Source organism: Pseudomonas silesiensis (assembly GCF_001661075.1).
GTDB classification, from domain to species: Bacteria; Pseudomonadota; Gammaproteobacteria; order Pseudomonadales; family Pseudomonadaceae; genus Aquipseudomonas; species Aquipseudomonas silesiensis.
Window position 1 is genome coordinate 5,718,970 of sequence record NZ_CP014870.1, and the last position, 18,550, is coordinate 5,737,519.

Below are 18,550 nucleotides of genomic sequence, written 5' to 3' on the forward strand. Positions count from 1 at the left end.
GTTTCCGTCGTATACAAAAATTTGTGTACACCAGAAACCCTGTGGGAGCGGGCTTGCTCGCGAATGGGGCACCACAAATCCCGCCTGAAACATCTCAAATCTCCCTCCTACGGGAACATCACACTGTCATGCAGGTCCGTTACATCAGTAGATGTCCGGGACCGCACGACGGAAGCGTGCAATAACGCGACATTTTTTGTTGATCTCAAGGCCCTCACGCCCTAAAGTTCGCGCCGAACGTCCATGCTGGAAACGATCCATCCGGCTCAAGTACTGACGACGAGACAGCAAGGCCAAGGGAAAGCACCGCCTCCCGTGGCCTTTTTGCTTTCGGCGACATGCCTTGGGAAGTAGGCGAACCAAAGTGGGGATACGGAGGACGTTCATTTGCACCCATTGTTAATTTCAGTTTGCCCTTAGGAGTCTCCAGCATGTCGATCAACGTCGAAGATTATTTCGAGCGCGCTACCTTTGACAAAATGAAGGCGTTCGCCGACAAGCAAGAAACCCCGTTCGTGGTGATCGACACCGCGATGATCAGCCAGGCCTACGATGACCTGCGCGCCGGTTTCGAATTCGCCAAAGTCTATTACGCGGTAAAAGCCAACCCGGCTGTCGAGATCATTGACCTGTTGAAAGATAAGGGGTCGAGCTTCGACATCGCCTCGATCTATGAGCTGGACAAGGTGATGGACCGCGGCGTCAGCGCCGACCGTATCAGCTACGGCAACACCATCAAGAAATCCAAAGACATCCGTTATTTCTACGAGAAAGGCGTGCGCCTGTTCTCCACCGACTCCGAAGCCGACCTGCGCAACATCGCCAAGGCGGCGCCGGGCTCGAAAGTCTACGTGCGTATTCTCACCGAAGGCTCGACCACGGCTGACTGGCCTTTGTCGCGCAAATTCGGCTGCCAGACCGACATGGCCATGGACCTGCTGATCCTGGCCCGCGACCTCGGTCTGGTGCCTTACGGCATTTCCTTCCACGTCGGCTCGCAACAGCGCGACATCAGCGTCTGGGACGCGGCGATCGCCAAGGTCAAAGTGATCTTCGAGCGCCTGAAGGAAGAAGACGGCATCGTGCTCAAGCTGATCAACATGGGCGGTGGCTTTCCGGCCAACTACATCACCCGCACCAACAGCCTGGAAACCTACGCCGAAGAAATCATCCGTTTCCTCAAGGAAGACTTCGGTGACGACCTGCCGGAAATCATCCTGGAACCTGGCCGTTCGCTGATCGCCAACGCTGGCATTCTGGTCAGCGAAGTGGTGCTGGTTGCGCGTAAATCCCGCACCGCCGTCGAGCGCTGGGTGTACACGGACGTGGGCAAATTCTCCGGTCTGATCGAAACCATGGACGAAGCCATCAAGTTCCCGATCTGGACCGAGAAGAAAGGCGAAATGGAAGAAGTGGTCATCGCCGGCCCGACCTGCGACAGCGCCGACATCATGTACGAAAACTACAAGTATGGTTTGCCGCTGAACCTGGCCATTGGTGATCGTATGTACTGGTTGTCGACCGGTGCCTACACCACCAGCTACAGCGCCGTTGAATTCAATGGCTTCCCGCCGCTGAAATCGTTTTACGTTTAATTAGTAATCGTCCATAAAAAACCCGTGAATTTCACGGGTTTTTTTATGGCTAATTATTGGCACCAATGTCCTGCACTCCGATTTCATAATGAGTTACAGACCAATCATATAAAAGCATCCAAAAACAAGGTTACTCTGCGACCTCACTCCATTATTTTAAAAGGATTTAAACCATGGAACATAATGCCGCACCTGTTGCATCCCCACCGATCATTACCAAAAGCGACATTACACGTATCAAAGAGTACGTCACCACCGCACATGCACTTCCAATCACCCTGAGTGAGGTTCAACAATTTCTCAAAGGTGAAGAAAACGGAATCGCAGGTCTGGAGCCGTATGAAATTGCCAGCACTTTTGCCAAAATCGTAAGCAACGCGAACAGCTGGAACGACATCGAATTATCGATGAAAAAAGTTGCCGGCAGTCTTAACGCCTTCCATGCGGACCTGACTTCCTTCGGCAACGACATTATCGATGCCGTTGTGACAATGCCAGGTTATAAAAACTACCTGGGCACTCTTGAAAGACTGTCCGAGGAAGAAATCGCCCTGCTGCCGCCTTTGCAGGTGGGACAGGAAGAGAAAAACAGATTCCCGACAATCAAGGACTCCATCCAGTTCATTGCCAGATCCATCGAACAAAAAAGGATGAGCAGCACTGACATTGAGCTACGCCTTCGTATCTTCAAAAAGGAGTTGAACAATGAAATATCGGTAATGATCAGCAAAAAGCTGAAGCTGGCCGACCCTCATGAAGTGTCCGCAGAAATCAGCCAGCTCAACGCCGAAATCGATGCAGCCCAACAATTGGTGGACAAAAAAACCAAGGCGTACGAATCAAATATTTACGATAAGATCTTTTCATTCCACCCCACCCTGTTTGTGATCGAGCGTACCAAAGAGGTAGCTAAGATAATTGAGGTAGACCCTTTGATCCGTCGCCGGAACGAGCTCACCGAGCAAGTCCGCCAGAAGTACATTCTTACGGGGACCCTGCAAACACTGCATAACCGTCTATCCGTCATAGATACTTTTATCAATGACGCTATCAGCAGTGTGGCTCTGGTGGAAACCTTGTGGATCACTATTTCCGAGTATATTGACTCGTCAAAAAACAAAGTGGACGGGATTCACGAGTTCCTGACGCTAAGAGCATTTGTTACCAGCCTGCGGGCAGTTCTCGAAGACTGGCAAAAAGTGGATGCGAATGCCAGAGCCCTGACAAGGGCGCTAGATTGAATCTGCTCATTTCTGCACTTGGTAGAACCATTTATAAATAAACAGTCAAGTCACTTGTTTAGCGAGTTGCGACGCACGCTGCTGATACTGTAGAGCCATCGCTCGAATGACGGGGTGCGGGGCGTTGAGTAACGCCTCACCACCCACTCGCAGAAAATTCTGGTTACCGCCAGCCAATGCCCGGCGCAACCAGGACAACGCTTCGTCAACCTGCCCCTCATCGGCCAACAGCGCCGCATAACTGAACTGGCCTCGAAAATCCCCACCTTCGGCCGATCGTCGATACCAACACCTTGCCGCCGATGGATCGGCTGGACAAATCTGCCCTTCTTCCAGATAACGCCCCAGTAGGTTCATCGATTTTGCATGCCCCAGTTCTGCGGCCTGTCGATACAGGCTCAACGCTTGAAACGGGTCCATCACCACCCCGCGCCCGGTCGCCAGCAGATTGGCGTAGTTGTACATCGCCCAATCGAGGCCAGCTTCGGCGGCGACGCGATAATGCAAGGCAGCAACCGCCGCATCGGCAACACATCCCCAGCCATGCTCATGACAACGACCGAGCATGTTGCGCGCCATCAGATGACCTCCCTGCGCGGCGATTGCGAACCAGCGCACGGCCAGCGGCTGATCCTGCGCGATCCCTCGGCCATCCAGCAGAATCTGCCCGAGCAAGGCCTGGGCGTCGAGCACGCCTTCCCGGGCCGCAATCAGAATCGCCTGGGCCGCGCGAGCGGGGCTTTCATTGAGCATGGCTTTGAGGCGATCGCCGTCGAGCACTTCTTCGCGGCGCAATTGAAAACTCATACCTCGACCCAGCGACGCAGCAGGTTGTGGTAAGTGCCGGTCAGGCGGATCAGCGAAGGGTGATCGGGCATATCTTGCATCAACTGCTGGATCGCCCCGTCCATCTCGAACAGCAAGGCGCGCTGGCTGTCTTCTCGGACCAGGCTTTGGGTCCAGAAGAACGAGGCAAAGCGCGAACCGCGGGTGACGGCGTTGACCTTGTGCAGGCTGGTGCCGGGGTACAGGACCATATCGCCCGCGGGCAACTTCACCCGTTGGGTGCCGAAGGTGTCCTGGATTTCCAGCTCGCCACCGTCATAGTCCTCGGGCTCGCTGAAAAACAACGTTGCCGACAGATCGGTGCGCACCCGCTCAATGCTGTTCTTGGGCTGGCGCACGGCGTTGTCGATGTGGAAATCGAAGCTGCCACCGGCCGTGTAACAGTTCAGCAACGGCGGGAAGACCTTGTGCGGTAGCGCGGCCGACATGAACAGCGGATTTTTCCACAGCCGCTCCACCATCGCCGCGCCAACCTCCTTGGCCAATGGATGACCTTCCGGCAGTTGCAGGTTGTGCTTGGCCTTGGCCGACTGATAACCCGCGGTGATCTTGCCATCCGCCCAATCGGCCTGTTCCAGAGCCTCACGAATGCGCCGCACTTCTTCTTTAGCGAACAAGTCGGGAATGTGCAGCAGCATGGGGAAGCACCTGAAGGCAAAAGGATGGCAATGGTATTGATTCTTATTGCCTGTGTAAAACCCTGGCGACGAATGAAACATCAAAAACCGTAAGGGTAAATTGTAAAGAATGTAAATTCAGTGCGAATAGTAATGTTTCGCAATTGATACGAATACTTGTTTACCCTATATTCCGCGGCCTCAAATCCTTGGGGAGGGGAATGCTCATGTCACGCCAACACTCACAATTACCGGTCAGTTCACCGCGTTTGCTTGCGTCTGCAATTGGCGTGGCGATCACTGCCGGCTCCGCTGGCCATATGGTTTTCGCTGCCGAGAAGACCGACGAGAAAGCGCCGGGCAATGCGATTTCCCTCGACGCCACTGCGATTAACGGCGAAGCCCAGGACGCGACGACCTACAACGTTGAAAACGCCTCCTCGCCCAAGTACACCGCGCCGCTGGTCGACACGCCGCGCTCGATTACCGTGATCCCGCAACAAGTCCTCAAGGACACCGGCGCCCTCAACATGCAGGACGCCCTGCGCACCGTTCCCGGCATCACCTTCGGTGCCGGTGAAGGCGGTAACCCACAGGGCGACCGTCCGTTCATTCGCGGCTTCGATGCCCAGGGCGATACCTACCTGGACGGCGTGCGCGACACCGGTTCGCAAAGCCGCGAGATCTTCGCCGTCGAATCGATTGAAGTCAGCAAAGGCCCTAACTCGGCCATCGGCGGCCGTGGCGCTGCCGGCGGCAGCATCAACCTGGTCAGCAAGAAAGCCCACCTGGGCGACTCGCTCGACGGTGGCTTCACCTGGGGCTCGGACCAGACACAGCGCTATACCCTCGACGGCAACTACCAGTTCACCGACACCGCCGCTGGCCGTCTGAACCTGATGAGCCACGAAAGCAACGTCGCCGGCCGGGACAAGGTCGATTACGACCGTTGGGGCATCGCCCCATCGCTGGCCTTCGGCCTGGGCACCGACACTCGGGTGAACCTCGATTACTACCACCTGGAAAGTAACGACACGCCGGATTCGGGCATTCCGTACACCATTCCTGCCGGCCTTGCTGCCGCCCGCACCAAGTCCAATCCGGACAAGCCTTACGCCGGTGGCGATGACAGCAACTTCTACGGTCTGGACCGCGATTTCCGCAAGGGCCGCACCGACACCGCGACCTTCGCCATCGAGCACGACCTGAACGATGCGTTGACCGTCAAGAACACCCTGCGCCACGGCAGCAGCATGCAGGATTACATCCTGACCCAGCCGGACGACTCCAAGGGCAACGTCAACAATGGCAGCGTCTGGCGTCGGGCCAACACCCGTGTCAGCAACACCACGACCACCACCAACCAGACCGATCTGTTTGGTGATGTGTACATCGCCGGCTTCAAGAACAGCTTCGCCACCGGTATCGAGCTGAGCCGCGAGGAAGGCAAGAAGTCCTCGTACACGGTCAACACCGACACCACGCCGGGTACCGCCGCCGCGACCACCAACTGCACCCCGGCCCTGATCGGCGCTGCGAGCAACTACAACTGCACCTCGCTGTCCAACCCGAACCCGAACGACCCATGGGACGGCTCCATCTCGCGCAACTACGCCGGCACCGACACCAAGGCCAAGACCTATGCGCTGTACGTGTTCGACACCCTGGAGCTGTCCGATCAGTGGCTGGTGAACATGGGCCTGCGTTACGACCATTTCGATACCGACTACAAGACCTACAACGCCGCCGGCACCACCACGTCCAAAGGCGATGACGTCAGCGAATTCGTCACAGGCCAATTCGGCGTGGTCTACAAGCCGGCTGAAAACGGCAGTATCTATGCCTCGTATGCCACGTCCGCCACGCCACCGGGCAACACCCTGGGTGAAGGTCAGGAAGGCAACCCGCTGGGCGGCACCCCGGATCGCAACGGCAACCTGCTGAAAAGCGACATGGAGCCGGAAACCACCAAGAACTACGAGATCGGTACCAAGTGGGACCTGCTGAACGATCGCCTGTCCCTGACCGCCGATATCTTCCGCACCGAGAAAGACAACGCACGTGTTCAAGTGGACACCACCTCGTACGAAAACGCCGGTAAAACCCGCGTTCAAGGTGTCGAACTGTCGGCCACCGGCAAGATCACCGACAAATGGCAAGTCTTCGCCGGTTATGCCTACATGGACAGCGAACAAGTCGACGGCGGCCCGTTGGGCGCGGCCAACGACGGCAACGAGCTGCCTAACACGCCGAAAAACAGCGCCAGCCTCTGGACGACCTACCAGGTCACGCCGAAGCTGACCATCGGTGGCGGCGCGTTCTACGTCGACGACGTATTCGGCAGCGTGGCCAATACCACCATGGTGGATGACTATGTACGTTACGACGCGATGGTGGCCTACAAGCTGACCAAAAACGTCGACCTGCAGCTGAACGTGCAGAACCTGACCGACGAAACCTACTACGACAAAGCGTTCTCGACCCACTTCGCCAACCAGGCGGCAGGCCGTACCGCGTTGCTGAGCACCAACTTCCACTTCTGATAGAGAACTGTAGGAGCGAGCTTGCTCGCGATGGTCGTCAACGATGACGCGGAAAACCTGACGCCCCGCGTCGCTCTCGGGTTTTTCGCGAGCGAGCTCGCTCCTACAGTATTGGCGTTGGGCCAGGCCCCGTTCATCCTGATGAACGGGGCCTTTGTGCGTAAAAAAGAATGCTTCTCGACCACCCACGGCATAATGCGCGCCGTGATGATTATTTTCGAACGAACAAGGCGAGCGACGTGTTGAAGAAAACCCTGTTCCAGTTGCACTGGTTTTTCGGCATCAGCGCCGGGCTGGTCCTGGCCCTGATGGGCATCACCGGGGCCACGGTATCGTTTCAGGATGAAATCCTGAGCGTGCTGAACCCTTCTGTGCTGCAGGTCGAGAAGCAGGTCGCCGGCGTCCTGCCACCCGCCGAGCTGGTGGAAAAAATCGAAGGGGCCTCGGGCAAGAAAGTGGCGATGCTCTGGGTCGAGACCGATAGCGCAAACGCCGCGCGAGTGTCCTTTACCCCACCACCGGGTGAGCGCCGCGGCGAGATGCGCTACTTCAACCCATACACCGCCGAATTCATGGGCAATGCCGTCGGCCAGGACTTCTTCGGCTTCATGCTGCAGCTGCACCGTTTCCTCGCCATGGGCGATACCGGTCGGCAGATCACCGGCGCCTGTACGCTGATCCTGGTGTTCTTCTGCCTGTCCGGCCTCTACCTGCGGTGGCCGCGCCAGTGGAACAGCTGGCGCGCCTGGCTGACCTTCGACTGGAAGAAAAAAGGTCGCAGCTTCAATTGGGACCTGCACTCGGTGGCGGGCACCTGGTGCCTGTTGTTCTACCTCCTGGCGGCGCTGACCGGGTTGTCCTGGTCCTATGAGTGGTACAACAAGGGCCTGACGCGGCTGCTTTCCGATTCACCGCAGAATGAGCGTGTTCGCGGCGGCCGTGGTCCCGCACCAGCCGGCCCGGCACCGACCGCCGATTACGCGGCAATGTGGAGCAGCATCTACAGCGCCGCCGGCCCGGCCCTGAGTGCCTACAACATTCGTATGCCGCCAGTGGCCGGGCAACCGGCAACCGTGTTCTATCTGTTGAACAGTTCGCCCCATGACCGCGCACTGAACCAGATCAGCCTCGATCCGGCCACCGGCATCGTCAAGCGCCATGACCGCTACAGCGACAAGAGCCTCAAGGCGCAGTTGCTGACCAGCATCTACGCGCTGCACGTCGGCAGCTATTTCGGAATCATCGGGCGGATCATCCTGACGCTCAGCGCGCTGACCATGCCGCTGTTCTTCGTCACGGGCTGGCTGCTGTACCTCGATCGTCGACGCAAGAAAAAGCAGATCAAGGATGCCCGCCAAGGCCTCGCACAATCAGACAGCAATGCGCCGGCCTGGCTGATCGGCTTCGCCAGCCAGAGCGGGTTTGCCGAGCAATTGGCGTGGCAGACCGCCGGGCAATTGCAGGCCGCCGGCCTGCCGGTGAAAGTTCAGCCTCTGGCGGAGGTCAGCGAGCAGGATCTGCGCGATTCCAGCAACGCACTGTTTGTGGTCAGCACTTTCGGCGACGGTGAAGCGCCGGACAGCGCCCGGGGCTTCGAACGCAAGGTGCTGGGCCAGGCGCCGAGCCTGGAAAGCCTGAACTATGCGGTGCTCGGCCTCGGTGATCGGCAGTACCAACACTTCTGCGGTTTCGCCCGACGCTTGCACACCTGGCTGGGCATGCACGGCGGCAAGACCCTGTTCGCCCCGGTGGAAGTCGACAGCGGCGACCCCTACGCCTTGCGTCACTGGCAGCAGCAACTCGGCCTGGTGACCGGACAGGCGCCTGTGGACACCTGGCAAGCGCCCGGCTATGACCACTGGACTCTGATCCGCCGGGATTTGCTCAACCCTGACAGCAGCGCCTCGGGCGTGTACTTGCTGGGCCTCGCCGCCCCTACCACCAGCAGCTGGCTGGCCGGGGACCTGGTGGAAGTGCTGCCGCGCAATTGCCCGTGGGCGATCGAGCACTTCCTCGATGGCCTGGGCATCGACGGTCGAGCCACGGTGACGCTCGACGACCTGTCGCAACCGCTGGAGCAAGCTCTCGCCAGTCGACAGTTGCCCGAGAACCGGACCCATCTGGTCGCTCTGCACGCGCAAGCGCTGGTGGACGCCCTGATACCGTTGGCCATGCGCGAATACTCCATCGCCTCGATTGCCGCCGATGGCGTACTGGAACTGATCGTGCGCCAGGAACTGCACCCCGACGGCAGGCTCGGCATCGGCTCCGGCTGGCTGACCGAACATGTGCCGGTGGGCGGCACCGTCAGCCTGCGGGTACGCCGCAACAGCGGTTTCCATCTGCCGACCGAGCCGGTACCGATGATTTTGCTGGGCAACGGTACAGGGCTGGCGGGGCTGCGCAGTCTGCTCAAGGCGCGGATTGCCGACGGGCAGCAGCGTCATTGGCTGTTGTTCGGCGAGCGCAATCGCGAGCACGACTACCTGTGCCGCGATGAACTTGAAGAGTGGCTGATTTCGGGCGATCTGGAACGGTTGGACCTGGCGTTCTCGCGGGATCAGGCCGAAAAGATCTACGTGCAGGATCGACTGCGCGAGTCGGCCTCGGAACTGAAGAAATGGCTGGCGGAGGGCGCGGTCATTTACATCTGCGGCAGCTTGCAGGGGATGGCTTCAGGGGTGGATCACGCGCTCAATGAAGTGCTCGGAATCGAGGAGGTTGACCGCCTTATCGAGCAGGGTCGCTACCGCCGCGACGTCTACTGACCCACCAAAATCCCATGGGGGTGTCCCATTCCACGACCATCCGCGCGGGACGGTCGCTGCGACTCCAGACCATCGCCCGGTCGCCCGGCAGGTCGCCGGACTGCACGCCATCGGTGAGTTGCGGACGGTCCTTGACCGAGGCGATCACCGCCGGCGCGACGCAGGGAAGCAACAGCCCGGCGCCGACGGCTTGCATGACACAACGGCGACCTAGGTCGAAATCGCTCATGGGGTTCTCCCTTTAAAGGGAAAAACCAAAGCACATACGCATGACGCTGGCGTGAAATGCAATCCCTGTGGGGCTGGCTTGCCAGCGATCGCGGTACAACAGTCGCCGAATGAGTTGGATGTTAAGCCGTCATCGCGGGCAAGCCCGCTCCCACAGGGGTTGGGGTGTGTCAGGGATTTGGGTGGTCAGGCCTTGGCGGGTTCCAGCGCCATCTCCACCACTTCCGGCCGTTTGAGCAGCGCATACGCCACCGCCGTCAGCAAACTCCCGGCCACAATCGCCAGCAGATACAACAAGGCATGGTTGATCGCATTCGGAATCGCCAGCACGAACAACCCACCATGGGGCGCCATGAGTTTGCAGCCGAAATACATCGACAACGCCCCCGTCAGCGCACCACCGGCAATGCTCGCCGGGATCACCCGCAACGGGTCTTTCGCGGCAAACGGAATCGCGCCTTCGGAGATAAAGCACAGCCCCAGTACCAACGCCGCTTTACCCGCCTCGCGTTCCGCCTGGGCAAACTTGCGCCGGGCGATGAACGTGGCGATACCGAGGCCGATCGGCGGCACCATGCCCGCGGCCATGGTCGCGGCCATCGGTGCATAACTCTGTGACGCCAGCAGCCCCACCGAAAAGGCGTAGGCGGCCTTGTTGATCGGGCCGCCGAGGTCAACGCACATCATGCCGCCGAGCAACACACCAAGCAGGATCGCGTTGGTGGTACCCATGCTGTCGAGGAAGTGCGTGAGCCCGGTGAGCATCCCGGCCACCGGTTTGCCGACCACGTAGATCATCACCAGGCCGGTGAACAGGCTCGCCAGCAACGGGATGATCAGGATCGGCTTCAGCGCTTCGAGACTTTGCGGCAAGCGCGCATAGCGATTGATCGCCTGCGCCGCATAACCGGCGATAAAGCCGGCAATGATCCCGCCGATGAAACCGGCGCCCAGGGTGCTGGCCAGCAGACCACCGATCATCCCCGGTGCCAGGCCGGGACGGTCGGCGATCGAGTAGGCGATATAACCCGCCAGTAACGGCACCATCAGCTTGAACGCGGTCTCGCCTCCGATCTGCATCAGTGCCGCCGCCAGCGTGCCCTCCTCCTTGAACGCGGTAATACCGAACACGAACGACAAGGCAATCATCAGGCCGCCCGCCACCACCATCGGCAGCATGAACGACACCCCGGTCAGCAGGTGTTTATAAACGCCGGTCTTCTCTTGCTTGACCGGGCCTTTGCCGCCGGTGGCTGCCGTTTCCTGCTTGCCTTCGGCCAGGGCCTTGTTCAGCGTCGCTTCGGCTTGCTTGAGCGCAATGCCGGTGCCGCAACGGTAAATTTTCTTGCCGGCGAACCGCTCGGTGGCGACCTCGATGTCCGCCGCCAGCAACACCACGTCGGCATCGGCAATGGCGTCGGCGCTCAACGGATTGCGCGCGCCGACCGAGCCCTGGGTTTCCACTTGCAGGTCGTAGCCCAGGCGCTTGGCGGCCTGCTGCAAGGCTTCGGCGGCCATGAAGGTGTGCGCGACACCGGTCGGGCAGGCGGTCACTGCCACCAGGCGTGGTGCGTTTTTAACGACAGCAACAGGCTCGGCGACCGCTTCGGGAGCGACGTACACCTCGGCTTCTTCAGCGCCACGGCGCAGTACCGCCTCGACATCCTGCAGGGCCTGGGCCGGCGTGCTCTGGAACACACGCTTGCCGACGAATCGCGACATCTCCACCGGGGCGCTGGTCACCAGCAACACCCACTCGGCGGCTTCGATCGTGGCCGCCGACAATTGGCGTTCCGGATGCGCGGCGTCGGCGACTTCGACGCTGGTGCTCCAGCCCTGACGCTGGGCCGCGGCATCGAGCAGCCGGGCGCACAGCACACTGGTGACCATGCCGTTCGGGCACGCCGTAACAATGGCTAACTTCATGACAATCCCTCTTATTGTTCTGTCAGGGGGCGTATGCGCACACCCTGTTCGAGCCGCGCCAATTGCGCGACGTCGCCGATGCCGAAACCGATCTGGGTGACCGCCATCGCGGCAATCGCCGTGGCGGTGCGCAGGGTCTGTTCAGGGGTGTCGGCGCTGAGCAGACCGTGGAGCATGCCGGCCAATAACGAATCGCCGGCACCCACGGTGCTGACGACGCTGACCTTGGGCGGCGTGGCATGCATGGCAGACCCGACGCTGAACCAGTTCACACCCTCTGCCCCGTGAGAAATCACCACGTGTTCGATGCCCTGAGCGTGCAAGCGGCTCGCGGCTTCGGCCTGGGCCGCGACCGACACCACTTCGCAATCCAGCACGTCGGCCAGCTCTTCGGTGTTGGGCTTGATCAGCCACGGTGCGGCCTTGAGCCCGGCACGCAAGGCTTCGCCGCTGGAGTCCAGCGCCACGTTCAGCCCGAGGCTCTTCAACCGCACAATCAACGCCTGCAGCCACTCGGGGCTGATGCCTTGGGGCAGACTGCCGGCCACGACAACCGCATCATGACCGGGCGCCAGTTGCTCCAGTCGATCGAGCAACGCCTGCTGCGCCGCTTCACTGACCAGAGGGCCGGGACCGTTGATGTCGGTAATGCGCCCATCGCTTTCCGCCAGTTTGATGTTGCTGCGGGTTTCGCCGGGGACGCGAATGAAAGCGTCGACAAAACCGCGCCTGGCGAACAGGGCTTCGAACGCCTGGGGATTGTCTTCTCCGAGGAAACCGCTGACCGTGAGCTGATGCCCGAGATCCGCCAGTACCTGCGCCACGTTCACACCCTTGCCGGCAGCGTGGGTGTGCATCTCGTCGCTACGATTCACCTGGCCGGGTTCCAGGCGCGGCAACTGGACGGTGAGGTCCAGTGCCGGATTGAGGGTCAGGGTCAAGATTCTGGCCATTACAGGGCCTCCACTAATGCGCGCACTTCGTTTGCGCTGCCCACGGCCAAGGCCTGTTGGGCAAGGGTTTGAGTCTGGGTCAGGCTGAGTTCGCGGATGCGCGCCTTGACCTCGGCAATGCTGCGGCCCGACACGCTGAGTTCATCCACACCCAGCCCGACCAGCACCGGCACCGCCAGCGGGTCGGCCGCCAGTTCGCCGCACACGCCGACCCACTTGCCATGGGCATGGGCTGCCCGCACGGTGATGTCGATCAGTTGCAGCACTGCCGGGTGCAGGCCGTCAGCCTGGGCCGACAAGGTTGGATGACCACGGTCGATGGCCAGGGTGTACTGGGTCAGGTCGTTGGTGCCGACGCTGAAAAAGTCGACTTCCCTGGCCAGCACTGGCGCCAGCAAGGCCGCCGAGGGCACTTCGATCATGATCCCCAGTTGCAGATCGGCCACGGGGATTTCCAGGCGCAGGCGTTCAGTCATGTCCCGGGCCTGGCGCCACTCATCGACGCTACCGACCATCGGAAACATGATGCGCAGCGGACGGTTATCGGCCGCGCGGAGCAAGGCGCGCAATTGCGCTTCCATGATGAGCGGGCGTTGCAGGGTCAGGCGAATGCCGCGCACGCCCAGGAAGGGGTTTTCCTCTTTGGCGATCGGCCAATACGGCAGCGGTTTGTCGCCCCCGACATCGAGGGTGCGCACCACCAGCGGCCGACCGGCCAGTCCATCGAGCACGCGACGGTATTCGACTTCCTGCGTGGCTTCATCCGGCGCTTGGGAGTGGGCCATGAAAATCAGTTCCGTGCGCAGCAGGCCAATGCCTTCGGCGCCCTGCTCCACCGCGCTGGTGACGCCGGCGCTTTCGCCGATGTTGGCGAACACTTCCACGGCGTGGCCGTCGGTGGTCAATGCCGGTTGATGGCGTTGTTCGGCGGCCGCCTTCAGGCGTTGCTCGCGGGTGTCACGTTCTTCGATGGCGCGCTGCAAGGTTGCGGCATCGGCGTCCACGTGCAGGCGACCGCGCTGGCCATCGATCAGCAACGGTGTGCCCGGCGCCAGCAGCAATACCGCCGCGCCCGCGCCCACCAGCGCCGGAATGCCCAGTGCCCGGGCGACGATGGCGCTGTGGGCGGTGGCGCCACCGCGGGCGGTGAGAATGCCGGCGACGCGGGTCGGGTCGAGACGGGCAACGTCCGACGGACCGACTTCATCCATCACCAGAATGTACGGTTGCTCGGGCTCGCTCGGGGTTTCGACGCCACAAAGTTGCGCCAGCACCCGACGACCGATATCGCGCAAGTCGGCGGCACGTTCGGCGAGCAAGGCGTCCTGCAGCGATTCCTGCTGTTTGGCAGCCGCTTCAATCACCGCCATCCACGCCGCTTCGGCGCTTTCGCCTTGCTTGAGGCGGGTGTCGACTTCATCGGTCAATTCCGGGTCGTCGAGCATTTCCTGGTGGGTAATGAAGATCTCGCGAATCGCCTTGGATTTGCTGCGCTCGATCAAGCCTTCGATGTCGCGGCGCACCTGCGTCAGCGCCTGCTGGAGACGCTCGCGCTCGATGGCGGCGGATTCTCCGCGCAGCGGGTAATCGATAGTCTGCAGCACTTGAATATGCGCCGGGCCAATGGCGATGCCCGGTGCCGCCGCGATGGCCTGAACCAGGCTGCCGGAGATGGGTGCAAGCAACACTTCGGCGATCTCGGTGAGTACTTCGCGCTGCTGGCTTACGGCCGGCAGCGGCTCGACCTCTTCACCGAGGCCTTCTTCGATCGCCGCCAGCAACGCCGGCAAGGCATCGGCGGCAATGCTCGGCTCGGCAATGAACTCCAATACCTGACCGCGCCGGGCGCCGAGGCTGAGCAGCTTGCTCAAGCTCTTTACCGACACCGCGCTGTCCTGGCCATCGACGATGCGCACACGAATTTCGCCTTCGAAACTTTTCGCCAGCTGCGCGAGGATTTTCGCCGGACGCGCATGCAGCCCATGGGCGTTCGCCAGGGCGATGCGCGCGCTCGGCCAGTCCGCCGGCAGTTCACCACCGAGCACTTCGAGGACTTTGCGGCTGCTGGTTGCGCGACCCAATTCATGGCCCCGACCTTCGATCAGCAATGCACAAAGCCGCTCCAGCAACGCCTGATGGGCTTCACCGAGGCTGGCCAGGCAGAACAGACCGCTCAATGGCTGGCCGAGATAGCGCATCGGCTTGTCCGGGGTAACGAAAGCCAGGCCCGGACGCTTGACCGTTTGCTCACTGTGCAACCACCACAGGCCATCGCCCAGCGGCAGCGCTTCGACCTGTTGCAGCACCGCGGAAAAACCGTTGCTCACGCAGTCGGCCTGACGCAATAAACGCGCACCGCGCCAGACCAGCTCTTCGAAATCATCGGCAGACACACCGAGGCCGATCATCTGGGCATCCAGCGCCAGCTCTTGCGGCGCGCCTTGCAGCAGCTTCAACAAGGCCTCGGCGGAACTGGCCCGGCGCAACGCCTGGCCCAGATCGGTCTCGCCCAGGGCGCGGGTCAGCAGTTGCAACAGGCGCAGGTGTTCGTCGGATTTGGCCGCAATGCCGATCGCCAGGTACACGATCTGACCGTCGCCCCAATCCACGCCCTCGGGAAATTGCATCAGCCGCACCCCGGTGGAAAACACCTGGTCGCGGGTCTCCGGGGTTCCGTGGGGGATGGCAATACCTTGACCGAGAAAGGTCGAGCCCTGGGCTTCGCGCGCCTGCAAACCGGCGAGATAACCCTCGGCCACCAGGCCATCGGCGACCAGGTGCCGGGCCAGTAAATTCAACGCTGTGGACTTATCCACAGCCGACTGGCCCATGGAAATCTGCTCTATGGTGAGCTCGAGCATACTTTCTCCTTTTTGGTGCCTGGGCACCAGGTATTGTTTTAGATGATTCCAGCTTAGGCGCTTGGTAGAACCTTTTCAGGAGCAGTTTCGGCAGTTTCGTGGCAGAACCAACCAAAGGCGTCTTAGCGTAGAAAATACGCTTGCTGAAACGTTTAATCTAGAATGATTGGCACGTTACTCGATAATGTCTCATCCTTGAAGCCCAACTTGTCGGATGCGTTGAGACAAGGGTCGTCTGGCTGAATCGGTTAGGATTGGCGTACATGTCGCGGCAAGCTCGAAAAAACAAGGAATTCCCGGGTTGAAACTCAGTGATATTGCACAGTTGGCCGGTGTGTCCGTTACCACCGCCAGTTATGTCATCAACGGCAAGGCCGAGCAGCAACGCATCAGCAGTGCCACCGTCGAACGCGTGCGCGCGGTCGTCGAACAACATGGCTTCACGCCCAATCCCCAGGCGGCCGGATTGCGCAGTCGACACACGCGCACCCTGGGCTTCATTCTGCCGGACCTGGAAAACCCCAGTTACGCGCGGATCGCCAAACTGCTGGAACAAGGCGCCCGGGCGCGTGGTTATCAATTGTTGATCGCCAGCTCCGACGATGCCCCGGACAGCGAACGGCAGTTGTTGCAACTGTTCCGCGCCCGGCGCTGCGACGCGCTGATCGTCGCCAGTTGCTTGCCGGCGGGTGATGACAGTTACCGCCAGTTGCAAGCCAAGGGCATTCCTATCATCGCCATCGACCGGGTGATGGAGCCTGAGTATTTCTGCTCGGTGATCAGCGACGACCGCGAGGCCAGCCTGCAGCTTACGCGCAGTCTGCTTGAGCCGTTGCCCAAGCAGATCGCGCTGATCGGTGCCCGCCCGGAACTGAGCATCAGCCAGGAACGTGCGGCGGGTTTCAAAGAGGCGTTGGCCGGGTTCGACGGCGAAATCCTGATCGAACACGGTGAATCGTTCAGCCGCGAGTGCGGTAAACAATTGATGGACGAATTGCTCCAGCGCCTGGGACATTTGCCGGATGCGCTGGTGACCACGTCTTATGTGCTGCTGCAAGGCGTGTTCGATGCCTTGCACGATTTCCCGCTGAAGTCCCGCCCGCTGCGCCTCGGCACCTTTGGCGACACGCAGTTGCTGGACTTCTTGCCACTGCCGGTCAATGCCATGGCCCAGCAGCATCAACTGATTGCCGACAAGGCCCTGGCCCTGGCGCTGGCCGCCATCGAGCAGTCCGATTACCAACCCGGCGTGCAGGCCATCGCGCGGACCTTCAAACAGCGTATTCGTCAGGACTGAATCGTGGAGCTGATCGACACCCACACCCATCTGGATTTTCCGGACTTCGACGAGGACCGTCAGGCACTGCTGGCCGAGTGCCGCGCCCTCGGTGTGCGGCGGATGGTGGTGCTGGGGGTGTATCAGGGCAACTGGCAGCGGGTCTGGGATCTGGTGCAAAGCGATCCTGACCTGCATGCGGCATTCGGTTTGCACCCGGTGTATCTGGATGATCACCGCCCTGAAGACCTGACCGAACTCGGCGACTGGCTGACTCGGCTGGCCGGTCATCGGCAGGTGTGCGCGGTGGGCGAGATCGGCCTGGATTACTTCATCGAGACCCTCGATCGCGAGCGTCAGCAGGTGCTGTTCGAGGCGCAGCTTGGGCTGGCGAAGGACTTCGACCTGCCGGCGCTGATCCATGTGCGGCGCAGCCATGCGGCGGTGATTGCCACGCTCAAACGGATCAAGTTGAAACCCGCGGGAATCATCCATGCCTTTGCTGGCAGCAAGGAAGAAGCCCGCGAGTACATCAAGCTGGGTTTCAAACTCGGACTCGGTGGCGCCGCGACCTGGCCACAGGCATTGCGCATGCACCGGGTCCTTGCCGAACTGCCGCTGGAGTCGGTGGTACTGGAAACCGACTCACCGGACATGGCGCCCGCCATGTTTCCCGGCCAACGTAACAGCCCGGCGCATTTGCCGGCGATCTGCGAGGCGCTGGCGGGGATCATGGCGGTTAGTCCGGAGCAACTGGCAGCCGCCAGCACCGCCAATGCCTGCGAGTTGTTCAACTGGTAACTCACTGACTCACACAACACCTGTGGGAGCGGGCTTGCTCGCGAAGAGGGACTCACATCCGACATCTAGGTTGACTGACAGACCGCTTTCGCGAGCAAGCCCGCTCCCACAATTATCCGCGGTGTGTCATTAAACGCGGAACGCGCTGATCAGCTGCTTGAGCTCCACCACCTGAGCCGACAACGCACGACTGGCATCCTCGGTCCGGTGCGCACCTTCGGCGGTCCGCTCGCCGGCGCGGTTGATCTCGACGATGTTCTGGTCGATATCGTGCGCCACGGCGGTTTGCTGCTCCACCGCGGCAGCGATCTGCTGGTTCTGGTCGACGATCATGCCAACGGCGCCGAGAATGTTGTCCAGCGCCTGCTGGACCTTTTCCGATTGCCCCACGGTGCCGCTGGCCATCTGATGGCTGGCGCCCATGGCCTTCACCGCAGCGCCGACACCACTGTGCAGCCGGCCGATCATCTGCTCGATTTCTCCGGTCGATTGCTGGGTGCGCTTGGCCAGGGTCCGGACCTCATCCGCCACCACCGCAAAACCCCGGCCTTGTTCACCGGCCCGGGCGGCTTCGATGGCGGCGTTGAGGGCCAGCAGATTGGTTTGCTCGGCGATGCTTTTGATCACTTCCAGTACACGGCTGATGGACTGGCTGTCGGTGGCCAGTTGATTGATCACACGCACCGACTGCTCGATCTCGTTGGCCAGTGCAGCGATGCTGCCCTGTTGGGACTCCACCAGCCCGCGACCGCTGACGGTCTCGTCGTTAACGCTGTGGGCGCTGCTGACCGCCGCAGCGGCACTGCGCGCCACCTCCAGAGAAGTCGCCGACATCTGGTTCATGGCCGTGGCGACCTGCTCGATCTGCGAACGCTGCCCGGCCACTGCCTGGCTA

General features: G+C 60.9%; 13 protein-coding genes and 1 pseudogene. 7 read left to right on the forward strand and 7 right to left on the reverse strand.

Annotation, left to right across the window (positions count from 1 at the left end; all coding sequences use genetic code 11):
* Window positions 1–431 precede the first annotated feature (431 nt).
* On the forward strand, window positions 432–1,595 hold the full coding sequence (locus tag PMA3_RS25380; RefSeq protein ID WP_064679767.1) for a type III PLP-dependent enzyme: 1,164 nt from the start codon (window positions 432–434) through the stop codon (window positions 1,593–1,595).
* A 173-nt stretch (window positions 1,596–1,768) separates the two neighbouring features.
* The gene (locus tag PMA3_RS25385) at window positions 1,769–2,836 is read left to right on the forward strand and encodes an alpha-xenorhabdolysin family binary toxin subunit A (RefSeq protein ID WP_064679768.1); all 1,068 of its coding nucleotides are present in this window, start codon (window positions 1,769–1,771) and stop codon (window positions 2,834–2,836) included.
* Window positions 2,837–2,881: 45 nt separating this feature from the next.
* On the opposite strand, the gene PMA3_RS25390 is transcribed toward PMA3_RS25385, so the two are convergent.
* Together PMA3_RS25390 and PMA3_RS25395 are read right to left on the reverse strand one after the other, a co-directional pair.
* Window positions 2,882–3,643, reverse strand: a complete 762-nt coding sequence (locus tag PMA3_RS25390) for a tetratricopeptide repeat protein (protein ID WP_064679769.1) — start codon at window positions 3,641–3,643, stop codon at window positions 2,882–2,884.
* Window positions 3,640–4,320: a Fe2+-dependent dioxygenase gene (locus PMA3_RS25395; RefSeq protein WP_064679770.1), complete on the reverse strand. Its 681-nt coding sequence runs from the start codon at window positions 4,318–4,320 to the stop codon at window positions 3,640–3,642. The genes PMA3_RS25390 and PMA3_RS25395 overlap by 4 nt, the downstream gene beginning before the upstream one ends.
* A 206-nt stretch (window positions 4,321–4,526) precedes the next feature.
* On the opposite strand from PMA3_RS25395, the gene PMA3_RS25400 reads away from it, so the two are divergent.
* The 3 genes from PMA3_RS25400 to PMA3_RS25410 are packed head-to-tail and all read left to right on the forward strand — an operon-like array spanning window position 4,527 to window position 9,610.
* On the forward strand, window positions 4,527–6,842 hold the full coding sequence (locus PMA3_RS25400) for a TonB-dependent receptor (RefSeq protein WP_064679771.1): 2,316 nt from the start codon (window positions 4,527–4,529) through the stop codon (window positions 6,840–6,842).
* A gap of 30 nt (window positions 6,843–6,872) precedes the next feature.
* Complete coding sequence (locus PMA3_RS33710) at window positions 6,873–7,088, forward strand: hypothetical protein (protein WP_064679772.1); 216 nt, start codon at window positions 6,873–6,875, stop codon at window positions 7,086–7,088.
* Complete coding sequence (locus PMA3_RS25410; RefSeq protein ID WP_064679773.1) at window positions 7,082–9,610, forward strand: sulfite reductase flavoprotein subunit alpha; 2,529 nt, start codon at window positions 7,082–7,084, stop codon at window positions 9,608–9,610. The genes PMA3_RS33710 and PMA3_RS25410 overlap by 7 nt, the downstream gene beginning before the upstream one ends.
* Window positions 9,611–9,629: 19 nt before the next feature.
* On the opposite strand, the pseudogene PMA3_RS31165 reads toward PMA3_RS25410, so the two are convergent.
* The 4 genes and pseudogenes from PMA3_RS31165 to ptsP form a co-directional block, all read right to left on the reverse strand.
* Window positions 9,630–9,839: pseudogene (locus PMA3_RS31165) on the reverse strand (alkaline phosphatase D family protein); the annotation flags it as partial.
* 185 nt (window positions 9,840–10,024) lie between these two features.
* Window positions 10,025–11,764, reverse strand: coding sequence for a PTS fructose-like transporter subunit IIB (locus tag PMA3_RS25415; protein ID WP_064679774.1), 1,740 nt, complete (start codon window positions 11,762–11,764; stop codon window positions 10,025–10,027).
* A gap of 11 nt (window positions 11,765–11,775) precedes the next feature.
* Entirely contained in the window at window positions 11,776–12,717 is a 942-nt protein-coding gene (gene pfkB, locus PMA3_RS25420) for a 1-phosphofructokinase (RefSeq protein ID WP_064679775.1), read from the reverse strand.
* Window positions 12,717–15,578, reverse strand: coding sequence for a phosphoenolpyruvate--protein phosphotransferase (ptsP, locus tag PMA3_RS25425; RefSeq protein ID WP_064679776.1), 2,862 nt, complete (start codon window positions 15,576–15,578; stop codon window positions 12,717–12,719). Before ptsP ends, pfkB begins: the two co-directional genes overlap by 1 nt.
* A 301-nt stretch (window positions 15,579–15,879) precedes the next feature.
* On the opposite strand from ptsP, the gene cra reads away from it, so the two are divergent.
* Window positions 15,880–16,875 carry a catabolite repressor/activator gene (cra, locus tag PMA3_RS25430; protein WP_064679777.1) on the forward strand — a complete coding sequence of 332 codons (996 nt, stop codon included), beginning with the start codon at window positions 15,880–15,882 and terminating at the stop codon, window positions 16,873–16,875.
* Window positions 16,876–16,878: 3 nt separating this feature from the next.
* On the forward strand, window positions 16,879–17,655 hold the full coding sequence (locus PMA3_RS25435) for a TatD family hydrolase (protein ID WP_064679778.1): 777 nt from the start codon (window positions 16,879–16,881) through the stop codon (window positions 17,653–17,655).
* A gap of 129 nt (window positions 17,656–17,784) precedes the next feature.
* Here the strand turns inward: PMA3_RS25435 and PMA3_RS33715 are convergent, their stop codons facing one another.
* Window positions 17,785–18,498: a methyl-accepting chemotaxis protein gene (locus PMA3_RS33715; RefSeq protein WP_420848707.1), complete on the reverse strand. Its 714-nt coding sequence runs from the start codon at window positions 18,496–18,498 to the stop codon at window positions 17,785–17,787.
* Window positions 18,499–18,550 lie beyond the last annotated feature (52 nt).

Coding starts and splice junctions, on each gene's coding strand:
- PMA3_RS25380 (WP_064679767.1), top strand. CDS start 432: ATGTCGATCAACGTCGAAGATTATTTCGAGCGCGCTACCTTTGACAAA.
- PMA3_RS25385 (WP_064679768.1), top strand. CDS start 1,769: ATGGAACATAATGCCGCACCTGTTGCATCCCCACCGATCATTACCAAA.
- PMA3_RS25390 (WP_064679769.1), bottom strand. CDS start 3,643: ATGAGTTTTCAATTGCGCCGCGAAGAAGTGCTCGACGGCGATCGCCTC.
- PMA3_RS25395 (WP_064679770.1), bottom strand. CDS start 4,320: ATGCTGCTGCACATTCCCGACTTGTTCGCTAAAGAAGAAGTGCGGCGC.
- PMA3_RS25400 (WP_064679771.1), top strand. CDS start 4,527: ATGTCACGCCAACACTCACAATTACCGGTCAGTTCACCGCGTTTGCTT.
- PMA3_RS33710 (WP_064679772.1), top strand. CDS start 6,873: ATGGTCGTCAACGATGACGCGGAAAACCTGACGCCCCGCGTCGCTCTC.
- PMA3_RS25415 (WP_064679774.1), bottom strand. CDS start 11,764: ATGAAGTTAGCCATTGTTACGGCGTGCCCGAACGGCATGGTCACCAGT.
- pfkB (WP_064679775.1), bottom strand. CDS start 12,717: ATGGCCAGAATCTTGACCCTGACCCTCAATCCGGCACTGGACCTCACC.
- ptsP (WP_064679776.1), bottom strand. CDS start 15,578: ATGCTCGAGCTCACCATAGAGCAGATTTCCATGGGCCAGTCGGCTGTG.
- PMA3_RS33715 (WP_420848707.1), bottom strand. CDS start 18,498: ATGAACCAGATGTCGGCGACTTCTCTGGAGGTGGCGCGCAGTGCCGCT.